Genomic DNA, 23,550 nt, shown 5'->3' on the forward strand with positions numbered 1-23,550 from the left:
GTGTTATGCCAGCTTGTAGAAGACGACGGTAGCGCGCGTAACGCCAAACAGGTCCCATGCGCGGCATGCAGCCGCATGAGCACGGATATAAACAGGCATTTCCCTGACTGTCACCCGAAAACGACATCGCCCGGTGCGCACATGCGCACCGGGCGATAGGCAGTTTAGATCAGTGGCTGACCGGACTACAGCGTTAACGGCCTCAGGCGTAGAAATCGACCATCCCGCGGCCGCCGCTCAAGGGCGTGCTTCTCACCTCGGCAACCGGGTGCAGCGCGTCGTCCTCGTGACTGCCGAGCAGTTCATTGGAACGACCGCCCTGCCCCCTGCCGTTACCCTCCTGCCCCTGCCAGCCGCGGTTCGACTGGTCGGAGACGTTGACGTCGGCCAGGTTCATGCCCTGCTGCGTGAACATGTCGCGCAGGCGGTGCATCTGGCTTTCCAGGGCTTCGCGAACCCCGGCGTTGGCGCTGGCGAAGGTCACCTGGGCCTGGTCCTGGCTCATGTTGATCCGCACCTCCAGGCGCCCCAGCTCGGCCGGGTCCAGCTGGATCTCGGCGGATTTCAGGTTCTGACTGGACATCAGCATCACCCGGTCCACCACCGCTTCGCTCCAGCCGGCCTGCTGCATGGCCACGGGCTGGCCGACCATCGGGCGCGTGGCCGCGTTGGTCTGCTGGCCGATGGCCTGGCTCAGGGCGCTGAGCTTGCTGACGAAATTCTCCGGACGGTTATCGGCCACGCTCTCCTTCATCGTCTCCAGCACCTCCGTCGTCACCTCCAGGGTGGACAGATCAAGCGCGGGCTCCGTTTCGGTCTCGGCCTGCTGCACCCCCATGGCGGCCATGGCGCTGGCGAAACTCTGGCCAGTGGACAGCAGTGTCTGGCCGCTCGCCGTTCCCGGAGTGCCCTGTTCGGCGCTGGCGGCCTTGGCCTTGCCCATTTCCAGCGCCATCTGCACCGCCGGCATCTGGTTCAGGGCATCCAGTTCAGGGTCGAAGCTGGCCTCGGTCATGCTCGCCGGGCCGGAGCCCACCAGGCTGCCGGCCGGCACCTGCACGAGATCCCCCTCGGCCTCGCCTTCCGGTAGCAGGCCCGTGCCCTCGACGACATCCGTCGGGGGCTGGCCGGTGATACCGAACAGCAGCAAGGGATCGACCACGCCCTCTTCGTCCGTGGTGTCGGACGGCAAGGGCTTGCCGCTATCGGCAACCGCCGGTTGCGCAGCGGCATCGGCGGGCGGGGTCGGGGCATTGGCCGCGGGCTCGGGTCGAGTCTCTCGGCTGTGTTTGGCAGACGCATCATTGCGCTCTGCAGCTTTTGCCTGACGCTCCTTGGCATACACCTGAGCGAAGCTGGAGGCCTCGTTCTTGCGAGGTTCAGCCGAACGATCCGGGGCTTTGGCCGCGGAGGTTTTCGGCTTCATCTCGGGTGCAGGCTTGAGAAGCAGATCGGGGGCAACGGACATGGGCACTCTCCGTTAGGGTTGGGTCGTGCCAGGGAGACTGCAAAGGCTGGGCCAACTCGCTCAGAGGCGATAACGCTGGCGTTCGGACTTGAACAGAATACGTACGATGGCGAACTCGCGCTCGACCTGCTCGATCAGTTCGGGGACTTCGTCCAGCTGCTCGCGGCGGCCAAATTCCTCGAGCTGCTTGCACAACCCGGCCAGCATCGGCGCGCCCATGTTGCTGCAGCTGCCCTTGAAGCTGTGGGCCGCCAGGCGCAAGGCCTGGGCATCGCCGGCGTCCGCGGCCACATGCAGCAGGCGCAGGCGTTCTTCCGAGTCCGCCAGGAAGGTGTCCAGCAGCACCGGGTACTCTGCTTCCATGACATCCTGCAAGGACGCCAGCACCGTACTGTCGAGATGAATGTCGGACACTGCGAACTCCTGATCAAGGCGTGGATTATGCCCCATGCACCCAGGAAAACTCCACGTTGACCCCACGGCCGTCGGCGGCCCAGGAGCAACGCTCACTCAATTGCCGGACCAGCGTCAGCCCGCGCCCACTCAGCTTGTTCAGCCGCTGGCAGGCCAATATCGCCGCCCCGTCGAACCCCGGCCCGCTGTCCTCCACCGTGACCAGCAGGCGCCCGCCATGGCCTTCCGGCAGCAGCCGCAGGTGAAAGCGCACATAGCCGTCATCCAGCACGCTCAGGCGCTGACCGCGTTGCCGGTAATACTCGGCGAACCCCTCGGCATCGCATTTCAGCGTCGAATCCAGGCCCAGCACACCGTGTTCCAGGGCATTGGTGTACAGCTCGTTCAACACGCTGTACAGCGCGCCGCCCTGGGGACGCAGGCCCTTGACCTCGAGCAGGATGTGCAGGAGAAACGGAATCGGGTTGAAGCGCTGCAGGGTCTCGCCGCGAAACTCGAAGGTGGCCGACCAGTCCTGGGGGCTGCTCTGGTCGCTGTCGGCAAAGGCCAGCGGCGGCCGCTTCAGGGCCCCCTGCTCGACCATGCCGACCTCCACCAGGCTGACGTCATCCTGCAGCTCGCCACGAAAATCCGTCAGCGCCTGGACGATATCGGCGAACAGCTCGCCCGGTTGCCGGTTGTTGGCGAACACATCGAGCAGGCGCTCTTCACCGAACAGCTCGTCGTCGGCGTTGCGCGCCTCCAGCACCCCATCGGACAGCAGCACCACCCGGTCGCCCAGCTCCAGGGGGTAGACCTCGTAGGCATCGCTGAACTTGTGGGGCTCCAGTACCCCCAGCGGCAAGTGGCGCGAGACCAGCGGCATTCGCTGGCCGTCCGCCTGCAGCAGGTAACCGTCCGGCAGACCGCCGTTCCAGACCTCCACGACGCGGCGCTGGAAGCTGATGTTGATCAGGGTCGCGCAGCAGAACATGCCCAGCGGCAGGATGCGCTTGAGCTTGGCGTTGACCTCCCGGAGGATTTCCCGCAGCGAATGGCCCTTGGCCGTCATGCCATAGAAGGCTTCCGCCAGGGGCATCGCACCGATCGCCGCCGGCAGGCCGTGGCCAGTGAAATCGCCGAGCAGCACGTGCATGTCGCCCGAAGGCTGGAAGGCCGCCAGCAGCAGGTCGCCACTGAACAGCGCATAGGGCGATTGCAGGTAGCGGATGTTCGGCGCGTCCAGGCAGCCGGAATGGGCCACCCGGTCGAATACGGCCTTGGCCACCCGCTGCTCGTTGAGCAGGTAGTCGTTGTGCTTGGCGATCAGGTCGCGCTGGCGCAGGACGGTCTCCTGCAGGCGGCGCAGGCGGTCCATGGCCTTGATCTTGGCTTCCAGGATGACCCGGTTATAGGGCTTGGCCAGGAAATCATCGCCGCCGGCCTCCAGGCAACGGACCAGGGCTTCGTTTTCGGTGAGCGAAGTGAGGAAGATGATCGGCACCAGCGCGTCGCCGGCCGCCTGCTTGATCCGCCGGGCCGCCTCGAAGCCGTCCATGGTCGGCATCAAGGCATCCATCAGCACCAGATGCGGTCGCTCCTGCTGGAACAGGGCGACCGCTTCCAGTCCATTGCTGGCCGTCAGGACGCGGTGTCCCTGACGGCTCACGATGGTGGATAGCAGCATCCGATCAGCCGCGTTGTCCTCGGCAATCAGAATGGACAAACGCTTGGGCATCGCCGGCTGCTCAGGCTATTTGGAACAGCTGTTCGAAATTGGAAATGGCGAGAATCTTGCGCACGTCCGAATTGCAGTTGAGCAGACGGATCTGGGCATTGTCGCCACCGGCGTGATCACGCAGCAGCAACAGCATGCCAAGGGCCGAGCTGTCGAGATAGGTCGTCCCCTTGAGGTCGACCACATAACGCTTGGGGGTAAGGCTTACTCGCTCGTACGCGTCGCGAAACTCCTGGTGCGCACCGAAATCGAAACGTCCCTGAATCACAATGGTCAACTCTTGCCCGTCGTTCGACGGTTGCGAGGTGATGGCCATGAATCACTCCTTTTACCAGCCAGAACAGCGATCACGCAGCGGAGCGGTGCCCCGCCCACATACGCAATCCGTGTGAAGAAGATTTAGCATCCAGAACCGCGGGCGGCAACTGGCAATCAGCGGGAATCGCGTACCGGCAGGCGCTGAGCCAGCTCATCGAGGAGCTTCTGCTCGCGTTTGTCCTCCGCCATGCGCGCTTCTTCCTGATAACGCTGCACCAGCTTACGCAGGCCTTCCAGGCGTGCATAGCGCTGTTGCCAGGCCTCGCGGACCTTGTCCAGGTTGGAGCGGTGCCAGGCGACACTCTGCCGCTGCTGACCGATGGCGCTTTCCAGCTGCGAGAGAAATCGCTGGTAGTTCATCAGCCATTGGCCGGACACGCCGCGCTGCCCTTCGGTGATCCACTGCTGCTGGTAATCGGAGCGGTAGCGCTCGAGTTCGCCCAGTTTCACTTCCGCCTGGTTCACCAGCCCCTGGCAGCGTCCCAGCTGCACGGCGGCCTCGCGCTCGGCGCGTTCGGCCATGTCGACCACGGGCGCCAGACGGGCGGCACGGCTTTTCGACATGGGTTACTGGCCCGGCGCGGCGGGGGTGAAGGTCGCGGTCAACTGGCCGCTGCTGCTCGCCAGGTTGTCGCTTTCGTCCAGCCCCTGGTGCAGGTACTTGAGCATGGACGGGCGCCGGGCGATGGCCAGGTCGGTGTCCGGGTCGCCCCCGGCCACGTAGGCCCCCACGCTGATCAGGTCGCGGCTCTGCTGGTAACGCGACCACAGCTGCTTGAAGCGTTGCGCGCCGCGCAGGTGCTCCTTGGAGACCACCTGCGGCATCACCCGGCTGATCGAGGCTTCGATGTCGATGGCCGGGTAGTGACCTTCCTCGGCCAGGCGGCGCGAGAGCACGATGTGCCCGTCGAGCACACCCCGCGCGGCGTCGGCGATGGGGTCTTGCTGGTCATCGCCCTCGCTGAGCACGGTGTAGAAGGCGGTGATCGAACCACCGCCCTCTTCCGCGTTGCCGGCGCGCTCCACCAGCTTCGGCAGCTTGGCGAACACCGAGGGCGGATAGCCCTTGGTGGCCGGCGGCTCGCCGATGGCCAGGGCGATTTCCCGCTGGGCCTGGGCGAAACGGGTCAGCGAATCCATCAGCAGCAGGACGTTCTTGCCCTTGTCGCGGAAGTATTCGGCGATACGGGTGCAGTACATGGCCGCGCGCAAGCGCATCAGCGGCGCATCGTCAGCCGGTGAGGCGACCACCACGGAGCGCTTGATGCCCTCCTCGCCGAGGATCTCGTCGATGAATTCCTTGACCTCACGACCCCGTTCACCGATCAGCCCCACCACGATGATGTCGGCCTCGGTAAAGCGGGTCATCATGCCCAGCAGCACCGATTTACCCACCCCGGTACCGGCGAACAGGCCCAGGCGCTGGCCGCGGCCGACCGTCAGCAGGCCGTTGATGCTGCGAATGCCTACGTCAAGCGGTTCGCTGATCGGGTGGCGGTTGAGCGGGTTGATCGAGGGGCCGTCCATCGGCACCCAGTCCTCGGCCTTCATGCCACCCTTGCCGTCCAGTGCCCGGCCGGTGCCGTCCAGCACCCGACCCAGCATGCCCATGCCCATGGGCAGGCGCCCCGTGTCGGGCAGCGGCACCACCCGGGCGCCGGGAGCGATACCGGCCAGGCTGCCGACCGGCATCAGGTAGATCTTGCCGCTGGAAAAGCCCATCACCTCGGCCTCGACCTGCACCGGGTGATAGCTGTCATCGTTGATCACCAGGCAGCGGCTGCCCAGTGCGGCGCGCAGGCCTTCGGCTTCCAGGGTCAGGCCGACCATGCGCAACAGGCGGCCTTCGACGATCGGCTTGCCCGGCAGCTCCACCGCTTCGGTGTAGCCGGCCAGGCGCGTGGCGAAGCGCGTGCGCTCAAGGCGCATCGGGGTTCTCCGGCTTGCTCGGGACGGCGTCGAGGTCGACGCTCAGGTCGGCCGCGATCGGGTGCGTCGCCTGCTCGCGCTGCTGCTCGAACAGTTGCTTGATAGCCTGGTTCATGCGCGTCTCGACGCTGGCGTCGATGCGGGTGTGCTCGCTCTCGACCCGGCAGCCGCCGGGCAACAGCGAGTCGTCTTCGAGGATGCGCCAGGTTTCTTCGTGGCGATCACGCAGGGCCTTGATCATCTCGAAGTCCTGCGGGTTGATGTGGATGCGCACGTTCTCCGCGCCCATGGGCAGCAGCTTCAGCGCTTCGCGCAGTACGTGGCGGATTTGGCTGGAATCGGTGCTCAGCTCGCGCTGGATCACCTGGCGGGTCATGTGGCTGACCAGGGACACCAGGGCGGCCTCCAGTTGCTGATCCTGCTCGGCGATGGGGTCCAGCAGGTGGCTCATCACCTGTTCGAGGCTGGCCAGCTTGCCACCCAGGGCGGTATCGGCTTCCTGCTTGGCTTTCAGCTGGCCGGCACGAAAACCGTCCTTCTCGCCAGTGGCGAAACCTTCGTTGTAAGCGTCCTGGCGAATCGCCTCCAATTCGTCGAGCGTCAGGGGCTTGACGTCTTCGATGGCAACTTCTTCGCTCTCGACCGGGGCTTCTTCGACCGCAGCCGCTTCTTGCGCCGGGTGCTCGGCCTCGGGGTCCTGCTCGGGGGGCTCGACGTGTTCGTCGAAGCTGGGCAGCGCCCAGCGGTCGATCGCCCCGATATCCTTGGCGCGAATCAGCTCACTGGACACATCCTTGGCGGTCATGGAATCAGGGCCTGAAGAAATTGATCATGGGGCATGGCGCCCGTTGGGGCGCTTATACCATTTCCTCGCCGCCCTTGCCGCCGAGAACGATTTCCCCGGCCTCGGCCATGCGGCGTGCAATGGTGAGGATTTCCTTCTGCGCCGCTTCCACGTCGCTGACGCGCACCGGCCCCTTGGCCTCCAGGTCGTCGCGCAGCAGCTCGGCCGCCCGCTTGGACATGTTCTTGAAGACCTTCTCCTTGATCGCCTCGTCGGCGCCCTTGAGCGCCAGCACCAGCACGTCGGAGGACACTTCGCGCAGCAGCGCCTGGATCCCGCGGTCGTCCACGTCGGCCAGGTTGTCGAAGACGAACATCAGGTCTTCGATCTGCGACGACAGGTCCTCGTCGACTTCGCGGATCGAGTCCATCAGCTGGCCTTCGATCGAGCTGTCGAGGTAGTTCATGATGTCCGCGGCACGCTTCACCCCGCCCATGGTGGCGCGGGTGGTGTTGGCACTGCCGGAGAACTGCTTCTCGAGAATCTGGTTGAGTTCCTTGAGCGCCGCCGGTTGCACGGTGTTCAGCGACGAGACGCGCAGGACGATGTCCAGGCGCACCTTGTGGTCGAAATGGCCCAGCACTTCACCCGCCTGGTCCGGATCGAGGTAGGCGACGACGATGGCCTGGATCTGCGGGTGTTCGTAGCGGATCACGTCGGCCACGGCGCGCGGTTCCATCCACTTCAGGCTGTCCAGACCGCTGGTGCTGCCACCGAGCAGGATGCGGTCGATCAGGTTGCCGGCTTTGTCTTCGCCGAGGGCCTGGGTCAGCATCTTGCGGATGTAGCCGTCGGCGCCGACGCCCAGGCTGGTCTGGTCGCCGACGATCTCGACGAACTCGCCCATCACCTGTTCGACCTGCTCGCGGTGCACGTTGCGCATGCCGGCCATGGCCACGCCGACGCGCTGCACTTCCTTCGGCCCGAGGTGACGCAGAACCTGCGCGGCATCGGTCTCGCCAAGGGACAGCAGGAGGATGGCGGCCTTGTCGACCTTGGTCAGCTTGGCGGCGGTACGGTTATCATTCATCGGCGTTGATCCAGTCTTTCACAACCTGCGCTACACGGCCCGGGTCTTCGGCTACCAGGCTCTTGATCGCATTCAGTTGTGCATCATACCCCTCACTCGGGCTGGGCAGGAGGATGCTTTGCGGGCCGCCAATGCTGACCCGGTCGGCAGACAACTCGCCATCCAGTCCACCCATTTCACCCAGGTCGACATCGCCTTCACGGCCACCCGCTGCCAGCTCGCGGCCCTTGCCGCCACCGGTGATGTTGTTCAGCACCGGACGCAGCACGCCGAACACCAGCACCAGGATGAACAGCACGCCGAGCACCTGCTTGACGATGTCCCAGAACCACGGCTGGGTGTAGAACGGAATTTCGATGATCTCTTCGCCCAGGGCGGCCGAGAACGGGGTGTTGATCACGCTCACGCTGTCGCCACGGCTGGCATCGAAACCCACCGAGTCCTGAACCAGGCGGGTGAACCGCGCCAGGTCGTCGCTGCTCCACGGCACCCGGGTGGTTTCCCCGGTCGCGGCATCGACACGCACCTGGTCATCGACCACCACCGCCACCGACAGGCGGCGCAGACGACCCTGCTGCTGCTTGGTATAGCTGATCGACCGATCGAGCTCGAAGTTCCGCGTGGCCTGTTCACGTTTGTCGGCCGGATACGGTGCCAGCATCGGCAGGCCGGTCGCCGGGTCCATGATCTGCTCGCCATTGGCGTCCACCAGTGGCTGGCCAGGGGCGACCGGGCCGGCAACGGCGGCGGCACCACCGGCTTCCTCGGGAGCGGCCGCCGCACCAGGCGGCTGGTTGCTCAGGGCACCCGGCACGCCTTGCGGCGGCAGGCTGCTGGAGCGTTGTTCGTTGACTTGCTGCTCGCTGCGCAGCGCCGGCTGGTCCGGGTTGAACATCTCGGAGGTGGATTCCACCGCGCTGAAGTCGACGTCGGCCGACACTTCGGCCTTGTAGCGACCGGAGCCCAGCACCGGCTGCAGGATGTTGTGCACGCGCTGGGTGAACAGGCTCTCCATGCGGCGGCTGTAGTCGAACTGCTTGCCGGCCATGGTCAGTTCGGACATTTCCTGCTGATCGGACAGCAGGTTGCCCTTCTGGTCCACCACGGTGACCTGGCCCTTGTCCATCTCCGGCACGCTGCTGGCGACCAGGTTGACGATGGCCATCACCTGGCTCGGCTCCAGGCCGCGACCGGAATACAGCTCGACCAGTACCGAGGCGCTGGGCTTGCGCTCGTCACGGACGAACACCGAGCTCTTCGGAATCGCCAGGTGCACGCGGGCGGCCTTGACGTTGTTCAGGCTGGAAATGGTCCGCGCCAGCTCACCTTCCAGGCCGCGACGGTAGCGGGTGGCTTCCATGAACTGGCTGGTCCCCAGGCCTTGCTCCTGGTCGAGGATCTCGAAACCGACATTCTTGTCGCTCGGCGCCACGCCGGCGGAGGCCAGGCGCATGCGGGCCCGCGCCAGGTCATCGGCCTTGACCAGCAGCGCACCGGAGTTCGGCTCGACGGTGTACTTGATGTCGGCGGCGTTCAGCGTCTCCATGACCTGGGACGCATCCATGCCGTCCAGGCTGCCATACAGCGGACGGTAATCGGGCTGTTGCGACCACAGCACCACGGCAAAGCCGATGGCGACGCTGGCAGCCAGGCCGACCAGCAGGCCGATCTGGCGCAGCATCGACATGTCGGAGAGGTTCTCCAGGAACGTCAGGCCGAAGAGCGGTTTCTTCGGCTCGTTGCCTGTGGAGACGGGAACGTTTGTGGCAAGCACCTCGGCCATGATCTCAACCTACCCTTAAACCGGCATCTGCATGATGTCTTGATACGCCTGGACCAGCTTGTTGCGCACCTGGGTCATCGCCTGAAACGACACGCTGGCCTTCTGCGACGCGATCATCACATCGGTGAGGTCGACGCCGCCGGTGCCCATTTCGAAGGCGGTGGCGAGCTGGCTGGAGGCCTGCTGGGTCGCGCTGACCTTGTTCACCGCCTGGCCGAGCATGTCCGAGAAGCTCGGGGCTCCCGGCTCCGGTGCGCTGACGGCCGGCTTCTGGCGCGCCATCGCTTCGGTCTGCATGGACCGCATTTCCAACATCAGGCGATTGAACTCGACACCCTGGCTCATCACATATTCCTCCACTGCCCGCAGATTTTTGACGCTGTGCGGCGCTATGCAAGGGTATTTGCAACAAGGGTGCCAGGTATGCGATCAGGGCGTGAATGCCCCGGGAGACAAGGGCTCGGAGGACGCTGCCAGAAAACGGACAGCGGCCCGCCTTCCCGAGAGAAGACGAGCCTGCAGGGAATGGCCGCCGGGAACCGGCGGCGCGTCAATCAGCTGGCGTACAGGTAGGCTTCGACGTCCATGCCGGCATCACGCATCTGCGCCAGCTTGTAGCGCAGGGTGCGCGGGCTGATGCCCAGGCGCTCGGCGGCCTCCTTGCGGCGACCGCGCTCGGAACGCAGGGTGTCGATGATCATCTGGAACTCGCGACGACGCAGGTCTTCACCCAGGGCGCCCGCCTCGGCACCGACATTGCCACTGTCCACGGCCACCGGCTGGGGAATGCTCGGCACCACGACCAACTGCGGGTGGTGAACCGGCGCCGGTGCGGCGGGCGCGAAACCGATGGGCGAGGTCAGGCACAGGTCCTGGGGCTGGATGAGGCCACCCTGCTGCAGGATCAGCGCACGCTGGATGGCGTTGTCCAGTTCGCGCACGTTACCCGGCCAGGTGTGCTGCACCAGGCTGGCCTGGGCCTGCGGCGAAAGGCGGATCGGCGAGTGATTCATTTTTTTGACGTGCTTGGCCAGCAGCCGCTCGGCCAGCGGCACGATGTCGGCCGGACGCTCGCGCAGGGGCTTCCACGCCAGCGGGAAGACCGAAAGCCGGTAGTACAAGTCCTCGCGGAAACGCCCCGCCGCCACTTCGCTGGCCAGGTCCCGGTTGCTGGTAGCCAGCACGCGGATGTTCAGGGCGATCGGCTTGCGTCCGCCGACCCGCTCCACCTCGCGTTCCTGCAGCACGCGCAGCAGCTTGGCCTGCAGCCCCAGGGGCATTTCGGAAATTTCGTCGAGCAGGATGGTGCCGCCGTCCGCCAGCTCGAACTTGCCTGGCGCACTGGCGATGGCGCCGGTGAACGAGCCTTTCTCGTGGCCGAACAGGGTGGCTTCCAGCATGTTGTCCGGAATCGCCGCACAGTTGATGGCGATGAACGGCTTGGCGGTCCGCGGCGACTGCTGGTGGATATAGCGCGCCAGCACTTCCTTGCCGGTGCCCGACTCGCCGGTGATCAGCACCGTGGAATCGCTCTGCGCCACGCGGGCAGCCAGGTCCAGCAATTGCACGCTGGCCGGCTCCAGGGCGACCGGGCCGCCCTCCTCGCTCGCCCCCAGACGTCCCAGGGCATGGCGCTCGACCAGCGCCAGCAGCGCCTTGGGCTCGAACGGCTTGACCAGGTAATCCGCCGCGCCCTGGCGCATGGCATCCACCGCACGCTCGACCGCGCCATAGGCGGTCATCAGCAGCACCGGCAGTTGTGGCTGGGACTGACGAATCTGCGCCAGCAGCTGGTGCCCGTCCATGCCGGGCATGTTGACGTCGCTCACCACCAGGCTGAACGGTTCTTCGGCGATCGCCAGCAAGGCGGCTTCGGCGCAATCCACCGCGCGGTAATCGTGACCACCGATCGACAGGGTGTCGGCCAGGGCTTCGCGCAGGGCGCGGTCATCTTCGACCAGCAGGACTTTGGCAGCCATGGGTGGTTACTCCTGAATCATGGGTTGTGCCGCGCGGATCAGCGGCAGAATCAACAGCGCGCACGTACCGCGACCAGCGCGCGAGCGCAGCTGCAGCTCGCCCTGGTGGGCACGTGCCACCGCCTTGACCACAGCCAGGCCGAGGCCGGTACCGGTGGTCTTGGTGGTGAAGAACGGTTCGCCGAGGCGTGCCAGGGTGGCCGGCTCGATGCCCGGGCCGTTGTCGCTGACGCACAGGCGCAGGGTGTTGTCGCGGGTGTACAGGTGAATCTTCAGGGACGCTTCGCGGCCGCCGGCCTGGATGGCGTTTTCCACCAGGTTGAGCACGGTGCCGACCAGGGTGTCGCGATTGCACAGCAACTCACCCTCGCGGGCGTCGCACTGCCAGCGCACCGCCATGCCCTGGACGTGGACTTCGCCGGCCGCCCGCAGGCTGTCGAACAAGGCGCTGGGTTTCAGACGATCCGGCAGCGGCAGCTCGCCCCGGGCGAAGATCAGCATGTCGCGGACCTGGTGTTCCAGCTCGTGCAGGCGCTCTTTCAGGCGCCCGGCAAAACGCTGCTGCTGCTCGACTTCCAGCACCTGCTCGCTGAGGTGACTGGCATACAGCAGCGCGGCGGACAGCGGCGTGCGGATCTGGTGGGCCAGGGACGCGACCATGCGCCCCAGGGCGGACAGCCGCTCGTGGCGCGACAGTTGATCCTGCAGGCGACGGGTTTCCGTCAGGTCGGTGAGCAGCACCAGTTGGCCCGGCTCGCCGTGCAGCGACCGGGTGGCGATCGACAGGCGTCGACCGTCCTTCATGGAAATTTCATGGCCGTCGTCTTCACGGGGCGCGAAATTGCGCGCGATGACCTGGCGCCAGAGCATGCCCACCAGCGGTTGGCCCAGCAGGCTGCGCGCCACCGGGTTGGCCTCGCGCACCACGCCCTGGCCATCGATCACGATCACCCCGCCCGGCAACAGGTCCAGCAGACTCTGCAGGCGGTGGGCCAGGCGCTCTTTCTCCGCCAGCTCCTGCATGCGCTGGGCACTGACCAGGGCCAGTTGCCCCTTCAGCTCGCTGACCCGTGCCTCCAGCATGCTGTAGGACTCGCTGAGCTGGGTCGACATCTGGTTGAACAGGGCGAACGCCTGCTCCAGGCCGGCACGGCTGGCCTGCTCGACAGGTGCCGATGGCAGCTGTTCGGCAGTGGGGATCGGTTGGGTGTTGGCGTTCATATCATCTCTCGCGCAGCGAGCCGTCATAAGACAGTCAGTTGCGAGAGTGATAGCAATACCCGTGCCTAAAAAAATATTCTTTAGAAACAGGCGCTTGAAAAAACAAAGCCGGAGATCGTGTCAAATCTCCGGCTTTATCGGGGGACGCGGCGCCAAGGCCCTGACTGAACTCAGTCGTCGAACTGGCCTTCGTCGTCGCGGCGGCTCATGCCGTACTTGCGCATTTTCTCCACCAGGGTCGTGCGGCGAATGCGCAGGCGCTCCGCGGCACGGGCCACCACACCGCTGGCGTCGTCGAGTGCCTGCTGGATCAGCCCCTGCTCCAGGTTGCCCAGGTAGTCCTTCAGGTCCAGGCCTTCCGGCGGCAGCATGGCCGGCGTGTCCAGGCCCGGCAGGCCGGCCACGATGGCGGCGCGCTCTTCCAGCTCGTCGCGCAGGCTGGCCGCCAGTTGCTCATCTTCATCATCGACGTGGCGGAATTTCTTCGGCAGCTCGCCCACACCGATCACGCCGTAGGGGTGCATGATCGCCATGCGCTCGACCAGGTTGGCCAGCTCGCGCACGTTGCCCGCCCAGTCGTGGCGGCACAGCGACATGATGGCCGCCGAGTTGAAGCGGATGGAACCGCGCTTCTCGTGCTCCATGCGCGAGATCAGCTCGTTGAGCAGCAGCGGAATGTCCTCGATGCGCTCGCGCAGCGGGGCCATTTCAATGGGGAATACGTTCAGGCGGTAGTACAGGTCTTCGCGGAAGCTGCCGTCCTCGATCATCTTCTCGAGGTTCTTGTGGGTCGCGGCGATGATGCGCACGTCGGCGGTCTGCGTCTTGTTGCTGCCCACGCGCTCGAAGGTGCGTTCCTGCAGCACGCGCAGCAGCTTGACCTGCATCGGCAGCGGCATGTCGCCGATTTCGTCGAGGAACAGCGTACCGCCGTTGGCCAGTTCGAAGCGGCCGGCACGGCTGGTGATCGCACCGGTGAAGGCGCCCTTCTCGTGGCCGAACAGCTCGCTTTCCAGCAACTCGGCGGGAATCGCCCCGCAGTTGACCGGTACGAACGGTGCCTCGCGGCGCTTGGAATGGTAGTGCAGGTTGCGGGCGACCACCTCCTTGCCGGTTCCGGACTCGCCCAGGATCAGCACGCTGGCCTCGGTATCGGCCACCTGCTGCATCATCTGCCGGACCTGCTGGATGGCACGGCTGGTGCCGACCAGGCTGCGGAACAGGTTGGGCTCACGCTGGCGGCCGCGGTCGCGGGCCTGGTCGTACATCTCGCGGTAGACCTGGGCGCGGTGCAGGGAATCGAGCAGCTTGTTGTAGCTGGGCGGCATTTCCAGGGCGGCCAGCACCCGGCGACGCAGGTCTTCCGGCCACTCCGCGGGCGCGTGCTCGTCGAGCAGCAGCACCGGCAGGAACTCGTCCCAGGCCGCCAGCAGCTTCAGCTGCTCTACCGCACCGCCTTTGGCCTTGATCTCACCGAGCAGGACGCTCAGCACACCCCGGCTGGACTCCAGCTGAGCGACCGTGTCGCGCCAGTCGTCGCTGCTGCAGGCGAGGTGCTCTTCCCCCAGGAAATTCAAGATGACCGCCAGATCGCGGCGGCGCTCGCTGTTATCGTCAATCAGTAGGATTTTGGTTTCACGCCACATAGTGTTCAGTCTGATCCCGGGAGTGAAAGAAGCGCTGCGTCAAAAGCACGATATCGCCAGCATTTGGCCAGTAGTAAAGTCAATTTTTTGGACGCAGTCAATTTTATGACGTGAATTTTTTGCGTCGCCCGACGGGCTGTGCTGGCGGGAAGGTGAAGCGGGGAAATCCTGCCCGTCACGGGCGGCGTGCCCGACGCAGAGCGTGTCGGGCGACAGGCCCCGCTGTCGGGCAAGGCCTGGTGAAGCACCACGGGTCGATCAACCGAAGAGCTGATAGACCTTCGCACCCTGCTGAGCCTGGTTCAGTTGCACCAGCTCCTGGGCGATGCGGTGCTGTTCGGACTGGCAAACGCTGACCAGCTCGCGGTACAGCTCCAGCAGATCCTGCATGCGGGTGCGCAGCAGGTCTTCGTCCTGTACGGCTTCGACCATCGCTTCATCGATGGCCTGCCGGCACTGTGCATCCAGCTCGCCAATGGCCGACCAATCCTGATTGGCCAGCGCGACGCGCAATGCGCTGCCGGTCTGTTCGAGACGCTGGACAGGTGAATTCATCGACATGTGCTCCTCAAGCGCCGGGGGCGATCAACCGATCGCGTCCCACCCGGACTTCACATTACGCAGCAGACCGGCCACTTCGTCCAGCGGCTCGGCCTCATTTTTCATGTTGGCGTCCATCAGACGGGCAATCATGTACTCGTACAGGGCGTCCAGATTCTCCGCCAGTTCACCGCCCACTTCCATGTCCAGCGCGGCACGCAGGCCGGCGATGATGCCGATGGCCTTGCCGATCAGCTCGCCCTTGAGGCCGACCTGGTTGCGCTCAATGGCGCCACGGGCCTGGGCCAGGCGGGTCAGGCCGCCTTCCATCAGCATCTGGATCAGACGATGGGGGCTGGCATCGACTGCCTGGGCCTGGGTGTTGACGGTTTGGTACTGCTTGAGGGCCGCCATGGCGTTCATCGTCGTGCTCACTGAGTTGCTGACTGGATACCCTAGGTATCGGCGTCAGCCACCAAAGCTTTAACGAAAAATCAGTCCACGGTGGCCAGGGCGGGCTCCACTTCCGGGCCGATCGCGTCCCAGGCGTCCTTGATATTGCCCAGCAACGCCATGACTTCATCCAGGGTACGCGGGGTGTCGTCCAGCGGCACCCCCACCAAGCGGCGGGTCATGTAGTCGTAAAGCGCATCGAGGTTCTCGGCGATCTCGCCGCCCAGCTCCTTGTCCAGGCTGGCCTGCAGCACGCCCAGGATGGTGATGGTGCTGCCCACGGCCAGGCCACGGATCTCGGTGTCGCCTTCATTCATGGCCTGCTTGGCCAGCAACAGGCGCTCGAATGCGCCGTCCAGCAACAACTTCACGGTGCGGTACGGCGAAACTTCCTGGCTGGTCTTGACCTGCTTGTAGGTGTCGATCGGCTTCTTGCTCATGGGTCAGTCCTTCTTCACGGAGCCGGGCAGGTTGGCCAAGGCAGTTTCCAGGGCACCACCCGTGCGATTGAGGCTGGCCACCAGGCTTTCCATCGCGGTGTACTGCTTGACCAGACGATCCTGCAACCGTTCGATGCGCAGGGCCAGTGCCTCACGCTGATCGTCGATGCTGTTGAGCGTGCCCTGCAGACTGTCCGTACGCTGTTCGATCACCCCGCCAGACTTCGAATAGCCGTCTGCCGTTTTGCTCAAACGTCCCATCAGGCCGTTGTCACCCGTCAGGTAGCCGGCCAGTTCATCGAAGTTTTTCTCCAGGGCCTCGTTGAGTTGGTCACTGTCGATAATCAACGTGCCATTGGTGCCGGACTTGTCATTGGGTGAGAACTTCGAGCTGATACCCAGGTTGGCCAGGGCCTTGATTGTGCCGTCACCGGTCATCGCGACCATTTCGTTGCGCAAACTGGCCAGCACACTGCGCACGGTCGAGTCGCCCACCAGCGCCGCCGTCGCGGGGGCGTTGCCCTCGCCCATGTCGGCCACGGCGGTCAATTCCGCTGCTTTCGTGATCAGGGCGTTGTAGGCATTGACGAACTTTTCGATGCTGCCCTTAACCCCGGACTTGTCCACACCCACGGTGACCGTCAGGGTCTTGCCGTCGGCCAGGTCGGTGCTGGACTGGGTGCCCGCCAGGTTCAGGGTGACCCCTTCGATGGCATCGGTGATGGTGTTCGACGTGCGCACCAACTCGAACCCGTCGACGGTCAACTTGGCGGATTTGGCAGTGGTGATCACGCCCGCCGAAGTACCCGTCGGGCTGGGTGGCAGGAAGACGCCCGGTTTATCCGGGTCCGCGACCGGCGCGAAGGCCTGGGTCGTCAATGCATTGGGCCCCGTCGTCACGCCGTCCTCGGTGACCGCGACCTTGATGTCGTTGCCGTCGCCGGACTTGGTCGAGGTAAGGACCAGGCGCGAACCCGCGGCATTGGTCTGGATGGTGGCGCTGATGCCACTGTCCTTGCCGGCTGCGTTGATCGCATCACGCATACCCGCCAGGGTGTTGTTGCTCGACGTGATGTCGACATCGATGCTGGTCGAGCCGGTCGAAATGGTCATGGTGCCGCTGTTGAATTTCGCATCGGCGCCACCTTGCACCGCCTGCAGCGCCACTTTGCTGCCCGACGCCAATTGCTTGACCTGGACATCATAGACGCCGGCCGGCGCAGTTGCGCTGCCCGTGACCTTGAGCAGGCTGCTGTTGGAGCTCGACGCCGTGCGGGCGTCGAACAGCGACGCCTTGTTGAGCTCGTCAACGGCCGTCTTGAAGGTGCTGAGGGCCCCTCTGAGCTGGCCCAAGCCGGTAAATTTCGCGGTGGTCGCGGTTTCGAGGCGATCAAGCTGTTTGGTCTTGGGCGCTCTCTCTGCATCGATAAGTGCCGCGATGATCGTGTCAGTCGGAATATTACTTCCGCCTAAACCCAAGATTCCAACCATGGTTCACCTCGCCAAAATTATGACTTCTTAACGCGTCTGGAGCGTTAAACAATCAAAAGACATGCCAACCTGTCAGGCTTCGGCCTTGAACAACAGACTACGAACTTCCGAGAGATTCTCCGCGAGCTGCAGCGCTTCTTCCGAAGGAATCTGCCGAATCACGTCACCTGAGCCACTGTCCGTCACCTTCACCACGACCCGACCGCTGCCCTCTTCCAGGGAGAAGTTAATGTCACGGCGAACCGACTGGACGAAATCCTGGATGGTGGCGACTGCCGCCTCTACCTGGTCACGGGTTGTTGCCGCCCCCTGCTCCGTCTCGCTGGCCTTGCCGGCGACTTGCTCGCTGGCCGCCTCGCTGTCCGAGGGCTTGCCGCTGGCGGGGGCTCGGTCGAGCTTGGTGCCGGCAGCCGCGGTAGGGTTGAGCGAATTCTTGATTGAACTGACGTCCATTTTTTCACCTCACAATGAGGAAGCGGGGAGAAAGGCTGAGCCCGTCTCCCCGCAGTCTAGTGCCTCTAACCTTAGCCGAGGAGGCTCAGAACAGCCTGCGGCAACTGGTTGGCCTGCGACAGGATCGCGGTGCCGGCTTGCTGCAGGATCTGATTCTTGGTCAGTTCCGAGGTTTCGGCAGCGAAGTCGGTGTCGCGAATCCGGCTACGGGCAGCAGACGAGTTCTCCGCGATGTTCTGCAGGTTCGAGATGGTGTTCTCGAAGCGGTTCTGCACCGCACCGAGCTGGGCGCGCTGGCTGTCGATGTTCGAGATCGCACCGTTGATGATACCCAGAGCGTCCTGAGCACCGGTAGCCGTGCTGATGTCGATGTCCTTGACCGAGTCCAGGGCACTGAAGGTCGCGTTACCCAGACCACCAGTGGTCCCGGTTACCTGGAACGCATCGGCAGCTTCAAGCTGAACCTGACCGTCGACCCGTGCACCGCCGCCCGCTGCGATGGTAGCAGCAGTACCCACGTTGTTTTCATTCTTGAAGTCACGCGCGGTCAGTGTAGCGGCTTGCGACGCCTCACGGATCATGATCGCGTCACCGCGGTCGTTGACCAGCTCGATGGTCGAGCCTTTGGAAACAGCGGAGATACCGGTTTTGCCAGTTTCCTTGTTGATCGCGTCAGCCAGGGCCTGCAGGTCGCTCGTGTCGGAGACCACCGCCGAAACGGTCGACTTGTCGGTCTCAACGGTCTTGCTGTTGGCACCGTAGAGCGAGAAGGAGATGGTACCGGTAGCCGCGAAACCACCCAGGGTCGCCACGGTGCGGGCATTGGCGGTCACGCCGGTGGTGTCGCTCTTGGCGTTGATGGACTTGGCCACTTCACTGGCCGAACCGCTGGCGGTCAGCGCGATGGCTTCTGCGCCGTCGGACAGCTTGGAGGTGATGCTGAAGCCGGTGGAGGTGTAAGCACTGCCGGAAGTGGCGCTGAACGCAGCACCGCTGGCGATGGCGCCTGCGGCACCACCCGAAGTGGTCACACGGTTGATACCGATACGGTCGGTTGCTGCGGAGCCGATCGAAACGTTGATGTTTTCGTAGGCGTTGGCACCGACCTGGAAGCTCTGCGAACCGAAGCTGCCGTCGAGGATCTTGCGACCGCCGAAGCTGGTGGTGTCGGAAATACGGTTCAGTTCCTGTTGCAGCTGAGCCACTTCACCTTGCAGTGCCGCACGCTCGGTCGCACCGTTGGAGCCGTTGGCGGACTGCAGGGCCAGGTCACGCATACGCTGCAGGATACCGGTCGACTGTTGCAGAGCACCTTCAGCGGTCTGCGCCAGGGAGATACCGTCCTGGGCGTTACGGCCGGCAACGGTCAGGCCGTTGATCTGGCTGGTCAGGCGGTTGGTGATCTGCAGGCCAGCAGCGTCGTCTTTGGCGCTGTTGATGCGATAACCGGTGGACAGGCGCTGCAGCGAAGTGTCCAGGCCTTTGGAAGAGCTATTGAGGTTACGCTGAGTGTTCAGCGAGGCAACGTTGGTATTGACGGTAAGGGCCATGGTGATTTCCTCCAAAGGACCTGAATTAGTTTGTCTGAGCTTGCGAGCTCCGGGCCTGCATTGCTCAGACGCCCCATAAAGTTCGCATTCGATCTTTGTATCGGCGGTCTTTTGGGGAGCTTTAGGGAGATTCTTCGAAGATTTTTTCTTTAGCCAAAACAGAGAGTTAACTAAAGAAAACCAGAAATTCTGCCTGTTTGCCGTGTTTCCGACAGGCCTTTTGCAATCACCGCCCCTGTTGAAGAGGCCGGAAGCTGGCGCCCTGGCCCTGTGCCAGGACGCCAAGGGCACTCAGTCGGGGAGCCAGGCCTTGCGCCAGGCATCGACATTGGTCCCTTCGAGCATCCAGTCGCGATACACCTGCGACCGCAGCTCATCGCCCATCCGGGCCGTCGCATCCAGGTCATAGATGTGCGCACGAATCGCGTCCACCCAATCCTTGAAGCGGTTCTTCACCCGCGTGACCGGCAGATCACCCTGGTAGCACAGCAGATCACTGCAGACGACCGGAAAGCCACAGGCCCCGTACTCCAGCAGACGCAGGTTGCTTTTGCACTCGTTGAACAGGTTTCGCTCAACGGGCGCCAGCGCCAGGTCCAGGTCCAGGGCGGCGAGCGCGGCCGGGTACAGGTCTATATCGACGCCGCGGTGAACTTCATGAACGTAAGGGCGAATTTTTTCCGGGCACATGCCGAAGAACACCCACTCCACCTCGGAGGCCAGTTCCTTGACCACATCGGCGATCAGCTCCAGATCCCCCGTGTGGCTGACCCCGCCGGCCCAGCCGACCCGCGGCTTGCGGCCGCGGCGGCGCTGACTGCTTAGGCCCTTCCACCACTCCACCGGCAGGCGGTTCTCGACCACCCGGATGTCGTCGTGCAGGCCGCTGAAGGCGTCCGCCAGCGGCGCCGTGGACACCACGAAGCGGTCGACGAAGCTCAGACCGCGGCGCAGGGACTTGAGCACATCCCGGGGCATGTGCTCCCGGTGCAGGCTCTTGATGGGCAAGTTGGGCAGGTAGTCGTCCAGCTCATACACCTTGAACGCCCGGGAGAAAGCCTTGATCCGGCTCATCGCCTCCAGGCGCTCCTCGCCCAGCTGCCGCTGCAGGACCAGCACATCCGGGTCAAAACGCTGCAGATCGACCACCTGCAGCAGCCCCTCGGAAAGCAGGCCGTCGACCTGGCCTTCCCGTTGCAGCGCCTGGAACGGCTTGATGACCCGGTAGTTGCCGCAGCCCCAGGGGTCCGCCGGGTGAGCCAGGACCACCGGCACCGGCCGCCACGAGAGCGGGCGCCAGGTCAGTCCAGGGTCCGTCTCCAGCTCGAAGCCCGGGCCCGACAACGACAGGTTGCGGTTGTAGGCCGGGTCAGCGGCCAGCACGGGCAGCCATTTCTCGTACATGGCGTCCTGCTCAGCGACGAAGCGCTTGCGCTTGGCCTCCTGGGCACTGGTGTCGACCTTGGTCTGGCTGACGCTGCCTTCATGCAGCACCACCGCGTGCGGCGTCCAGACCGTCAGGTAACCGAGCTCACGTACCTTCAGGCACAAGTCGATGTCGTTATAGGAGACCTTGAAGCGGACCTCATCCAGGCCGCCCACTTCCTCATAGATGTCCTTGCGAATCATCAGGCACGCCGCCGTGACCGCGCTGTAGTTCTGATCCACCTGCAGGCGGTGCATGTAACCCGCGGCATCGATGGCCTCGCCGATGAACGGATGGTCAGCCGGCCCCCGCAACCCCAGGAGCACACCCGCATGCTGGATGCGTGCGTCCGGGTAAAGCAGCTTGGCGCCAACGATGCCGACCTCGGGCCGTTGCGCATGGTTGAGCAGCTCATCCAGCCAGGACTCGCTGATGACCGCCGTGTCGTTGTTCAACAGGACCAGGTATTCGCCCCGCGCTTCCCTGGCCGCCATGTTGTTGATGGCCGAGTAGTTGAAGGGGTGTGGGTAGCGAAGCACCCGCACCTTCTCCTCCCCCATGCTCTCGACACCCACCAGCCAGGCCTTGGCCTCCGGCGTTTCGCTGGCGTTGTCGACGATGAGCAGCTCGTAGTGGGCGTAGGTGGTTTTCTCCAGCAGGCTCTCGACACAGCGCTGCAGGATCGGCAACTGATCCTTGGTCGGAATGATGATGGAGACCAGCGGCTGGGCCGGGTGGCCGTAGTTGATCCGGTAACGCCCCGGCAGCGCTTCGCGCACCGTCCCGTTCTCATAGCCACGCCTGGCCAGGTGGCGCGTGATGGCAGACAGCTCTTGCGCGTTATCCGCCAGTGGCGACGCTTCAGAAATGACCAGTGGCTCGCTGATATGCCCCAGCCCGACCATGCCCCCCTGCTCGAGCAGCCGCAACAGCAGCTCGAACTCCAGGGCCTCGTCGTACTGGGCATCGAACCCGCCCGCGGCAATCAGGCAATCGCGTCGGTACAGCCAATGCCGGGACAGGATCGCCGGCATGCTGAGCAGCATGTCCAGGTTGAAATCCGGCCGGAAAACGGCGCCGAGAGAACCATCCGGCAAACGTTGCAGCTCATCGCCGTACACCGCCCGGCAATCATCCGGCACGCCCGCCAGCTCGAGTACGGCCATCATCAGGCCGCTGGCGGTGAACACCTCGCCCGCCCGAACCAGCATGAGCCAATCACCGGTGCCGTCGGCCACCAACTCGTTGAGCAGTTCGACCGGGTTGCGGGAGGCGATGCGGACAAAATGCAGCTTGTCATCCACTTGCGTCCCGGGTGCGTCGGCCATGGTCAGGACAACGATATTCAGCATGACCTGCAGTTGGTCGTCGCCAACCAAACTCTTGATCGTCTTCATCAGACCATCCGAGTCGCCCGCCAGATCGAGGACGTACACCGTGATGCGTACGGCTTTCTGCTCTTTCAGGTAACTGGCGATGAAATCACGCTGAACCGGGGTCGCCTGCCGGTGCGACAGCCACTGTTGAATATTGTCCACGGACGTATGCCGCGGCGTGTCCCCTTCATTCAGGGAGGCCAGACGGGCAAATTTGTTGCCGACCTGCGTCGCCCCCGCCAGGAGCCGGCTCCATGCCGCCAGGTCCGCCGACTCGGTGATACGCGCGAACAGACTGGCCAACTCCGGGTGAAACGGGTTTTTCCCGAACGCGGTTTCCAGCCGGGCTCTGAACCCAGGATCTTGAGGGTCGGCTGAGGCACCCTCCTCCAGCAAGGCGTCCTGCTCGACGAGGACATCCTTCAGTTGACTGACCTGCAGCTTTCCGACTGGCCGTACACGCATCAACAGGTCCAGCACCTCCAGGACGTTGAAGAAATGCCGGTTATAGAACGGCATTTCAACAAACTGCTCTGGCTGGAAACGCCACGCGGGCTTGTCGGAGAAGACCGCCCATTCGGAGTGGAATATTTCCTTGGCAGTCAACGAGTGCTGGTTGGCGAGGCAGGTTGCCAGCGACTCGATCGCTCCGCCGATGAGGCGATTGGCCACGGAAGAGGGAAAGCCCATGCCATCGAGCAGCGGGCCCATGAAGTCCCGGAAGCGCTCGCGCTCCTGGCTCAACGCACCCGACTCGGCAACGAGCGCAGCCAGCAGGTCCGTGCAGTGGTCAGAAACCGGGTAGTTGATCTCCCGGATCACGTAGGGTCTGTTGAGGATTTTCGCTTTGGCGCGAATCAGCAGGTAGAACGCGTGGCCGAACTCCTGAAACTCCATGCCCATCTCGTCAGGAATTTCGTCGTACCACGCCTTGATGATGTCGGTTCGCGAAACCGCGTACCACGGCGGAATGTAATTCGCCATGAAGGACAGCAGACGCTCGCCCGGCACATCACTGGAAAAGTCTTCAACGACCTTCTTGTCCCGCAGGAAGTAGTGGACCTTGTCGGCTTCCGGCAGGTACATCAGGCAATAGCCGTGGCACACACCGTAGTCAGGATGGTTCTTGAGGAATGCCACCGACTCGGCAAAGGCGTCATGCAGAACGAAATCATCGTCTGAGACGAACACCATGTAAGGCGTGCGAACGAGCGACACCCCTTTCTTCAACTTGTCCTTGAAGCCCTGATAGCCCAGTTCCGGACAGTGGACGTACTGGACATTCGCGTAGGGCGCGCAACTGTCTGCCGACGAGACGGCCGATGAATCCAGCACAATCAGGTCCACTTCCAGGCCGGCGTAGTACAGCAAGGATCGCTGCAGGAATTCCGGGCGCCCGTGCGTGCAAACCAGCAACGTCAGATCATGTCTCACCAGCACACCGTTCATCGCCAATCCCCGCTATCTTTTTT

Annotated in this window: 20 protein-coding genes; all 20 read right to left on the reverse strand. The window is 64.1% G+C overall.

Annotation, left to right across the window (positions count from 1 at the left end; translation table 11 throughout):
* Positions 1–202: 202 nt before the first annotated feature.
* Entirely contained in the window at positions 203–1,468 is a 1,266-nt protein-coding gene (locus N5C28_RS02170; protein ID WP_279819568.1) for a flagellar hook-length control protein FliK, read from the reverse strand.
* A 60-nt stretch (positions 1,469–1,528) separates the two neighbouring features.
* Entirely contained in the window at positions 1,529–1,882 is a 354-nt protein-coding gene (locus N5C28_RS02175) for an Hpt domain-containing protein (protein ID WP_279819570.1), read from the reverse strand.
* A gap of 25 nt (positions 1,883–1,907) precedes the next feature.
* Positions 1,908–3,599 carry a fused response regulator/phosphatase gene (locus N5C28_RS02180; protein WP_279819571.1) on the reverse strand — a complete coding sequence of 564 codons (1,692 nt, stop codon included), beginning with the start codon at positions 3,597–3,599 and terminating at the stop codon, positions 1,908–1,910.
* Positions 3,600–3,609: 10 nt separating this feature from the next.
* Positions 3,610–3,915, reverse strand: coding sequence for an STAS domain-containing protein (locus N5C28_RS02185; protein WP_279819572.1), 306 nt, complete (start codon positions 3,913–3,915; stop codon positions 3,610–3,612).
* A 116-nt stretch (positions 3,916–4,031) separates the two neighbouring features.
* Complete coding sequence (gene fliJ / locus N5C28_RS02190) at positions 4,032–4,481, reverse strand: flagellar export protein FliJ (RefSeq protein WP_279819574.1); 450 nt, start codon at positions 4,479–4,481, stop codon at positions 4,032–4,034.
* Positions 4,482–4,484: 3 nt separating this feature from the next.
* Positions 4,485–5,846, reverse strand: coding sequence for a flagellar protein export ATPase FliI (fliI, locus tag N5C28_RS02195; protein WP_279819577.1), 1,362 nt, complete (start codon positions 5,844–5,846; stop codon positions 4,485–4,487).
* Positions 5,836–6,651, reverse strand: coding sequence for a flagellar assembly protein FliH (fliH, locus tag N5C28_RS02200; protein WP_279819580.1), 816 nt, complete (start codon positions 6,649–6,651; stop codon positions 5,836–5,838). Before fliH ends, fliI begins: the two co-directional genes overlap by 11 nt.
* 52 nt (positions 6,652–6,703) lie before the next feature.
* Positions 6,704–7,720 carry a flagellar motor switch protein FliG gene (gene fliG, locus N5C28_RS02205; protein ID WP_279819582.1) on the reverse strand — a complete coding sequence of 339 codons (1,017 nt, stop codon included), beginning with the start codon at positions 7,718–7,720 and terminating at the stop codon, positions 6,704–6,706.
* Positions 7,713–9,503, reverse strand: coding sequence for a flagellar basal-body MS-ring/collar protein FliF (gene fliF / locus N5C28_RS02210; RefSeq protein WP_279819585.1), 1,791 nt, complete (start codon positions 9,501–9,503; stop codon positions 7,713–7,715). Before fliF ends, fliG begins: the two co-directional genes overlap by 8 nt.
* 15 nt (positions 9,504–9,518) lie before the next feature.
* A complete protein-coding gene (fliE, locus tag N5C28_RS02215; RefSeq protein ID WP_279819587.1) occupies positions 9,519–9,848 on the reverse strand; it encodes a flagellar hook-basal body complex protein FliE in 330 nt (109 codons plus the stop codon).
* Between the two features lie 209 nt (positions 9,849–10,057).
* Positions 10,058–11,482 (reverse strand): sigma-54-dependent response regulator transcription factor FleR, encoded by a 1,425-nt coding sequence (fleR, locus tag N5C28_RS02220; RefSeq protein ID WP_279819590.1) that lies wholly within the window; start codon positions 11,480–11,482, stop codon positions 10,058–10,060.
* Between the two features lie 6 nt (positions 11,483–11,488).
* Positions 11,489–12,703, reverse strand: a complete 1,215-nt coding sequence (locus N5C28_RS02225; RefSeq protein WP_279819593.1) for an ATP-binding protein — start codon at positions 12,701–12,703, stop codon at positions 11,489–11,491.
* 170 nt (positions 12,704–12,873) lie between these two features.
* Complete coding sequence (locus N5C28_RS02230) at positions 12,874–14,349, reverse strand: sigma-54 dependent transcriptional regulator (protein ID WP_279819594.1); 1,476 nt, start codon at positions 14,347–14,349, stop codon at positions 12,874–12,876.
* Positions 14,350–14,607: 258 nt separating this feature from the next.
* Entirely contained in the window at positions 14,608–14,904 is a 297-nt protein-coding gene (locus tag N5C28_RS02235; RefSeq protein ID WP_279819597.1) for a flagellar protein FliT, read from the reverse strand.
* 30 nt (positions 14,905–14,934) lie between these two features.
* Positions 14,935–15,312 carry a flagellar export chaperone FliS gene (fliS, locus tag N5C28_RS02240; protein WP_279819599.1) on the reverse strand — a complete coding sequence of 126 codons (378 nt, stop codon included), beginning with the start codon at positions 15,310–15,312 and terminating at the stop codon, positions 14,935–14,937.
* Positions 15,313–15,383: 71 nt separating this feature from the next.
* Positions 15,384–15,782 carry a flagellar export chaperone FliS gene (gene fliS, locus N5C28_RS02245; protein ID WP_279819602.1) on the reverse strand — a complete coding sequence of 133 codons (399 nt, stop codon included), beginning with the start codon at positions 15,780–15,782 and terminating at the stop codon, positions 15,384–15,386.
* A gap of 3 nt (positions 15,783–15,785) precedes the next feature.
* Positions 15,786–17,273 carry a flagellar filament capping protein FliD gene (gene fliD, locus N5C28_RS02250; protein ID WP_279819605.1) on the reverse strand — a complete coding sequence of 496 codons (1,488 nt, stop codon included), beginning with the start codon at positions 17,271–17,273 and terminating at the stop codon, positions 15,786–15,788.
* 72 nt (positions 17,274–17,345) lie between these two features.
* On the reverse strand, positions 17,346–17,726 hold the full coding sequence (locus N5C28_RS02255; RefSeq protein WP_279819608.1) for a flagellar protein FlaG: 381 nt from the start codon (positions 17,724–17,726) through the stop codon (positions 17,346–17,348).
* A gap of 71 nt (positions 17,727–17,797) precedes the next feature.
* Complete coding sequence (locus N5C28_RS02260; protein WP_279819610.1) at positions 17,798–19,276, reverse strand: flagellin; 1,479 nt, start codon at positions 19,274–19,276, stop codon at positions 17,798–17,800.
* Positions 19,277–19,567: 291 nt separating this feature from the next.
* Positions 19,568–23,512 (reverse strand): TIGR00180 family glycosyltransferase, encoded by a 3,945-nt coding sequence (locus N5C28_RS02265; protein ID WP_279819612.1) that lies wholly within the window; start codon positions 23,510–23,512, stop codon positions 19,568–19,570.
* Positions 23,513–23,550: the final 38 nt, after the last annotated feature.

The sequence above is a fragment of the Pseudomonas sp. GD03944 genome (assembly GCF_029839275.1).
Taxonomy (GTDB): Bacteria; Pseudomonadota; Gammaproteobacteria; order Pseudomonadales; family Pseudomonadaceae; genus Aquipseudomonas.

Bases quoted from the DNA above. Each gene is read 5' to 3' on its own strand.
- N5C28_RS02235 (WP_279819597.1), bottom strand. From the start codon at position 14,904: ATGAATTCACCTGTCCAGCGTCTCGAACAGACCGGCAGCGCATTGCGC.
- fliH (WP_279819580.1), bottom strand. From the start codon at position 6,651: ATGACCGCCAAGGATGTGTCCAGTGAGCTGATTCGCGCCAAGGATATC.
- N5C28_RS02260 (WP_279819610.1), bottom strand. From the start codon at position 19,276: ATGGCCCTTACCGTCAATACCAACGTTGCCTCGCTGAACACTCAGCGT.
- N5C28_RS02185 (WP_279819572.1), bottom strand. From the start codon at position 3,915: ATGGCCATCACCTCGCAACCGTCGAACGACGGGCAAGAGTTGACCATT.
- N5C28_RS02225 (WP_279819593.1), bottom strand. From the start codon at position 12,703: ATGAACGCCAACACCCAACCGATCCCCACTGCCGAACAGCTGCCATCG.
- fliJ (WP_279819574.1), bottom strand. From the start codon at position 4,481: ATGTCGAAAAGCCGTGCCGCCCGTCTGGCGCCCGTGGTCGACATGGCC.
- fliD (WP_279819605.1), bottom strand. From the start codon at position 17,273: ATGGTTGGAATCTTGGGTTTAGGCGGAAGTAATATTCCGACTGACACG.
- fliS (WP_279819602.1), bottom strand. From the start codon at position 15,782: ATGAGCAAGAAGCCGATCGACACCTACAAGCAGGTCAAGACCAGCCAG.
- fliG (WP_279819582.1), bottom strand. From the start codon at position 7,720: ATGAATGATAACCGTACCGCCGCCAAGCTGACCAAGGTCGACAAGGCC.
- fleR (WP_279819590.1), bottom strand. From the start codon at position 11,482: ATGGCTGCCAAAGTCCTGCTGGTCGAAGATGACCGCGCCCTGCGCGAA.
- fliE (WP_279819587.1), bottom strand. From the start codon at position 9,848: ATGAGCCAGGGTGTCGAGTTCAATCGCCTGATGTTGGAAATGCGGTCC.
- N5C28_RS02170 (WP_279819568.1), bottom strand. From the start codon at position 1,468: ATGTCCGTTGCCCCCGATCTGCTTCTCAAGCCTGCACCCGAGATGAAG.
- N5C28_RS02180 (WP_279819571.1), bottom strand. From the start codon at position 3,599: ATGCCCAAGCGTTTGTCCATTCTGATTGCCGAGGACAACGCGGCTGAT.
- fliF (WP_279819585.1), bottom strand. From the start codon at position 9,503: ATGGCCGAGGTGCTTGCCACAAACGTTCCCGTCTCCACAGGCAACGAG.
- fliI (WP_279819577.1), bottom strand. From the start codon at position 5,846: ATGCGCCTTGAGCGCACGCGCTTCGCCACGCGCCTGGCCGGCTACACC.
- N5C28_RS02255 (WP_279819608.1), bottom strand. From the start codon at position 17,726: ATGGACGTCAGTTCAATCAAGAATTCGCTCAACCCTACCGCGGCTGCC.
- fliS (WP_279819599.1), bottom strand. From the start codon at position 15,312: ATGAACGCCATGGCGGCCCTCAAGCAGTACCAAACCGTCAACACCCAG.
- N5C28_RS02230 (WP_279819594.1), bottom strand. From the start codon at position 14,349: ATGTGGCGTGAAACCAAAATCCTACTGATTGACGATAACAGCGAGCGC.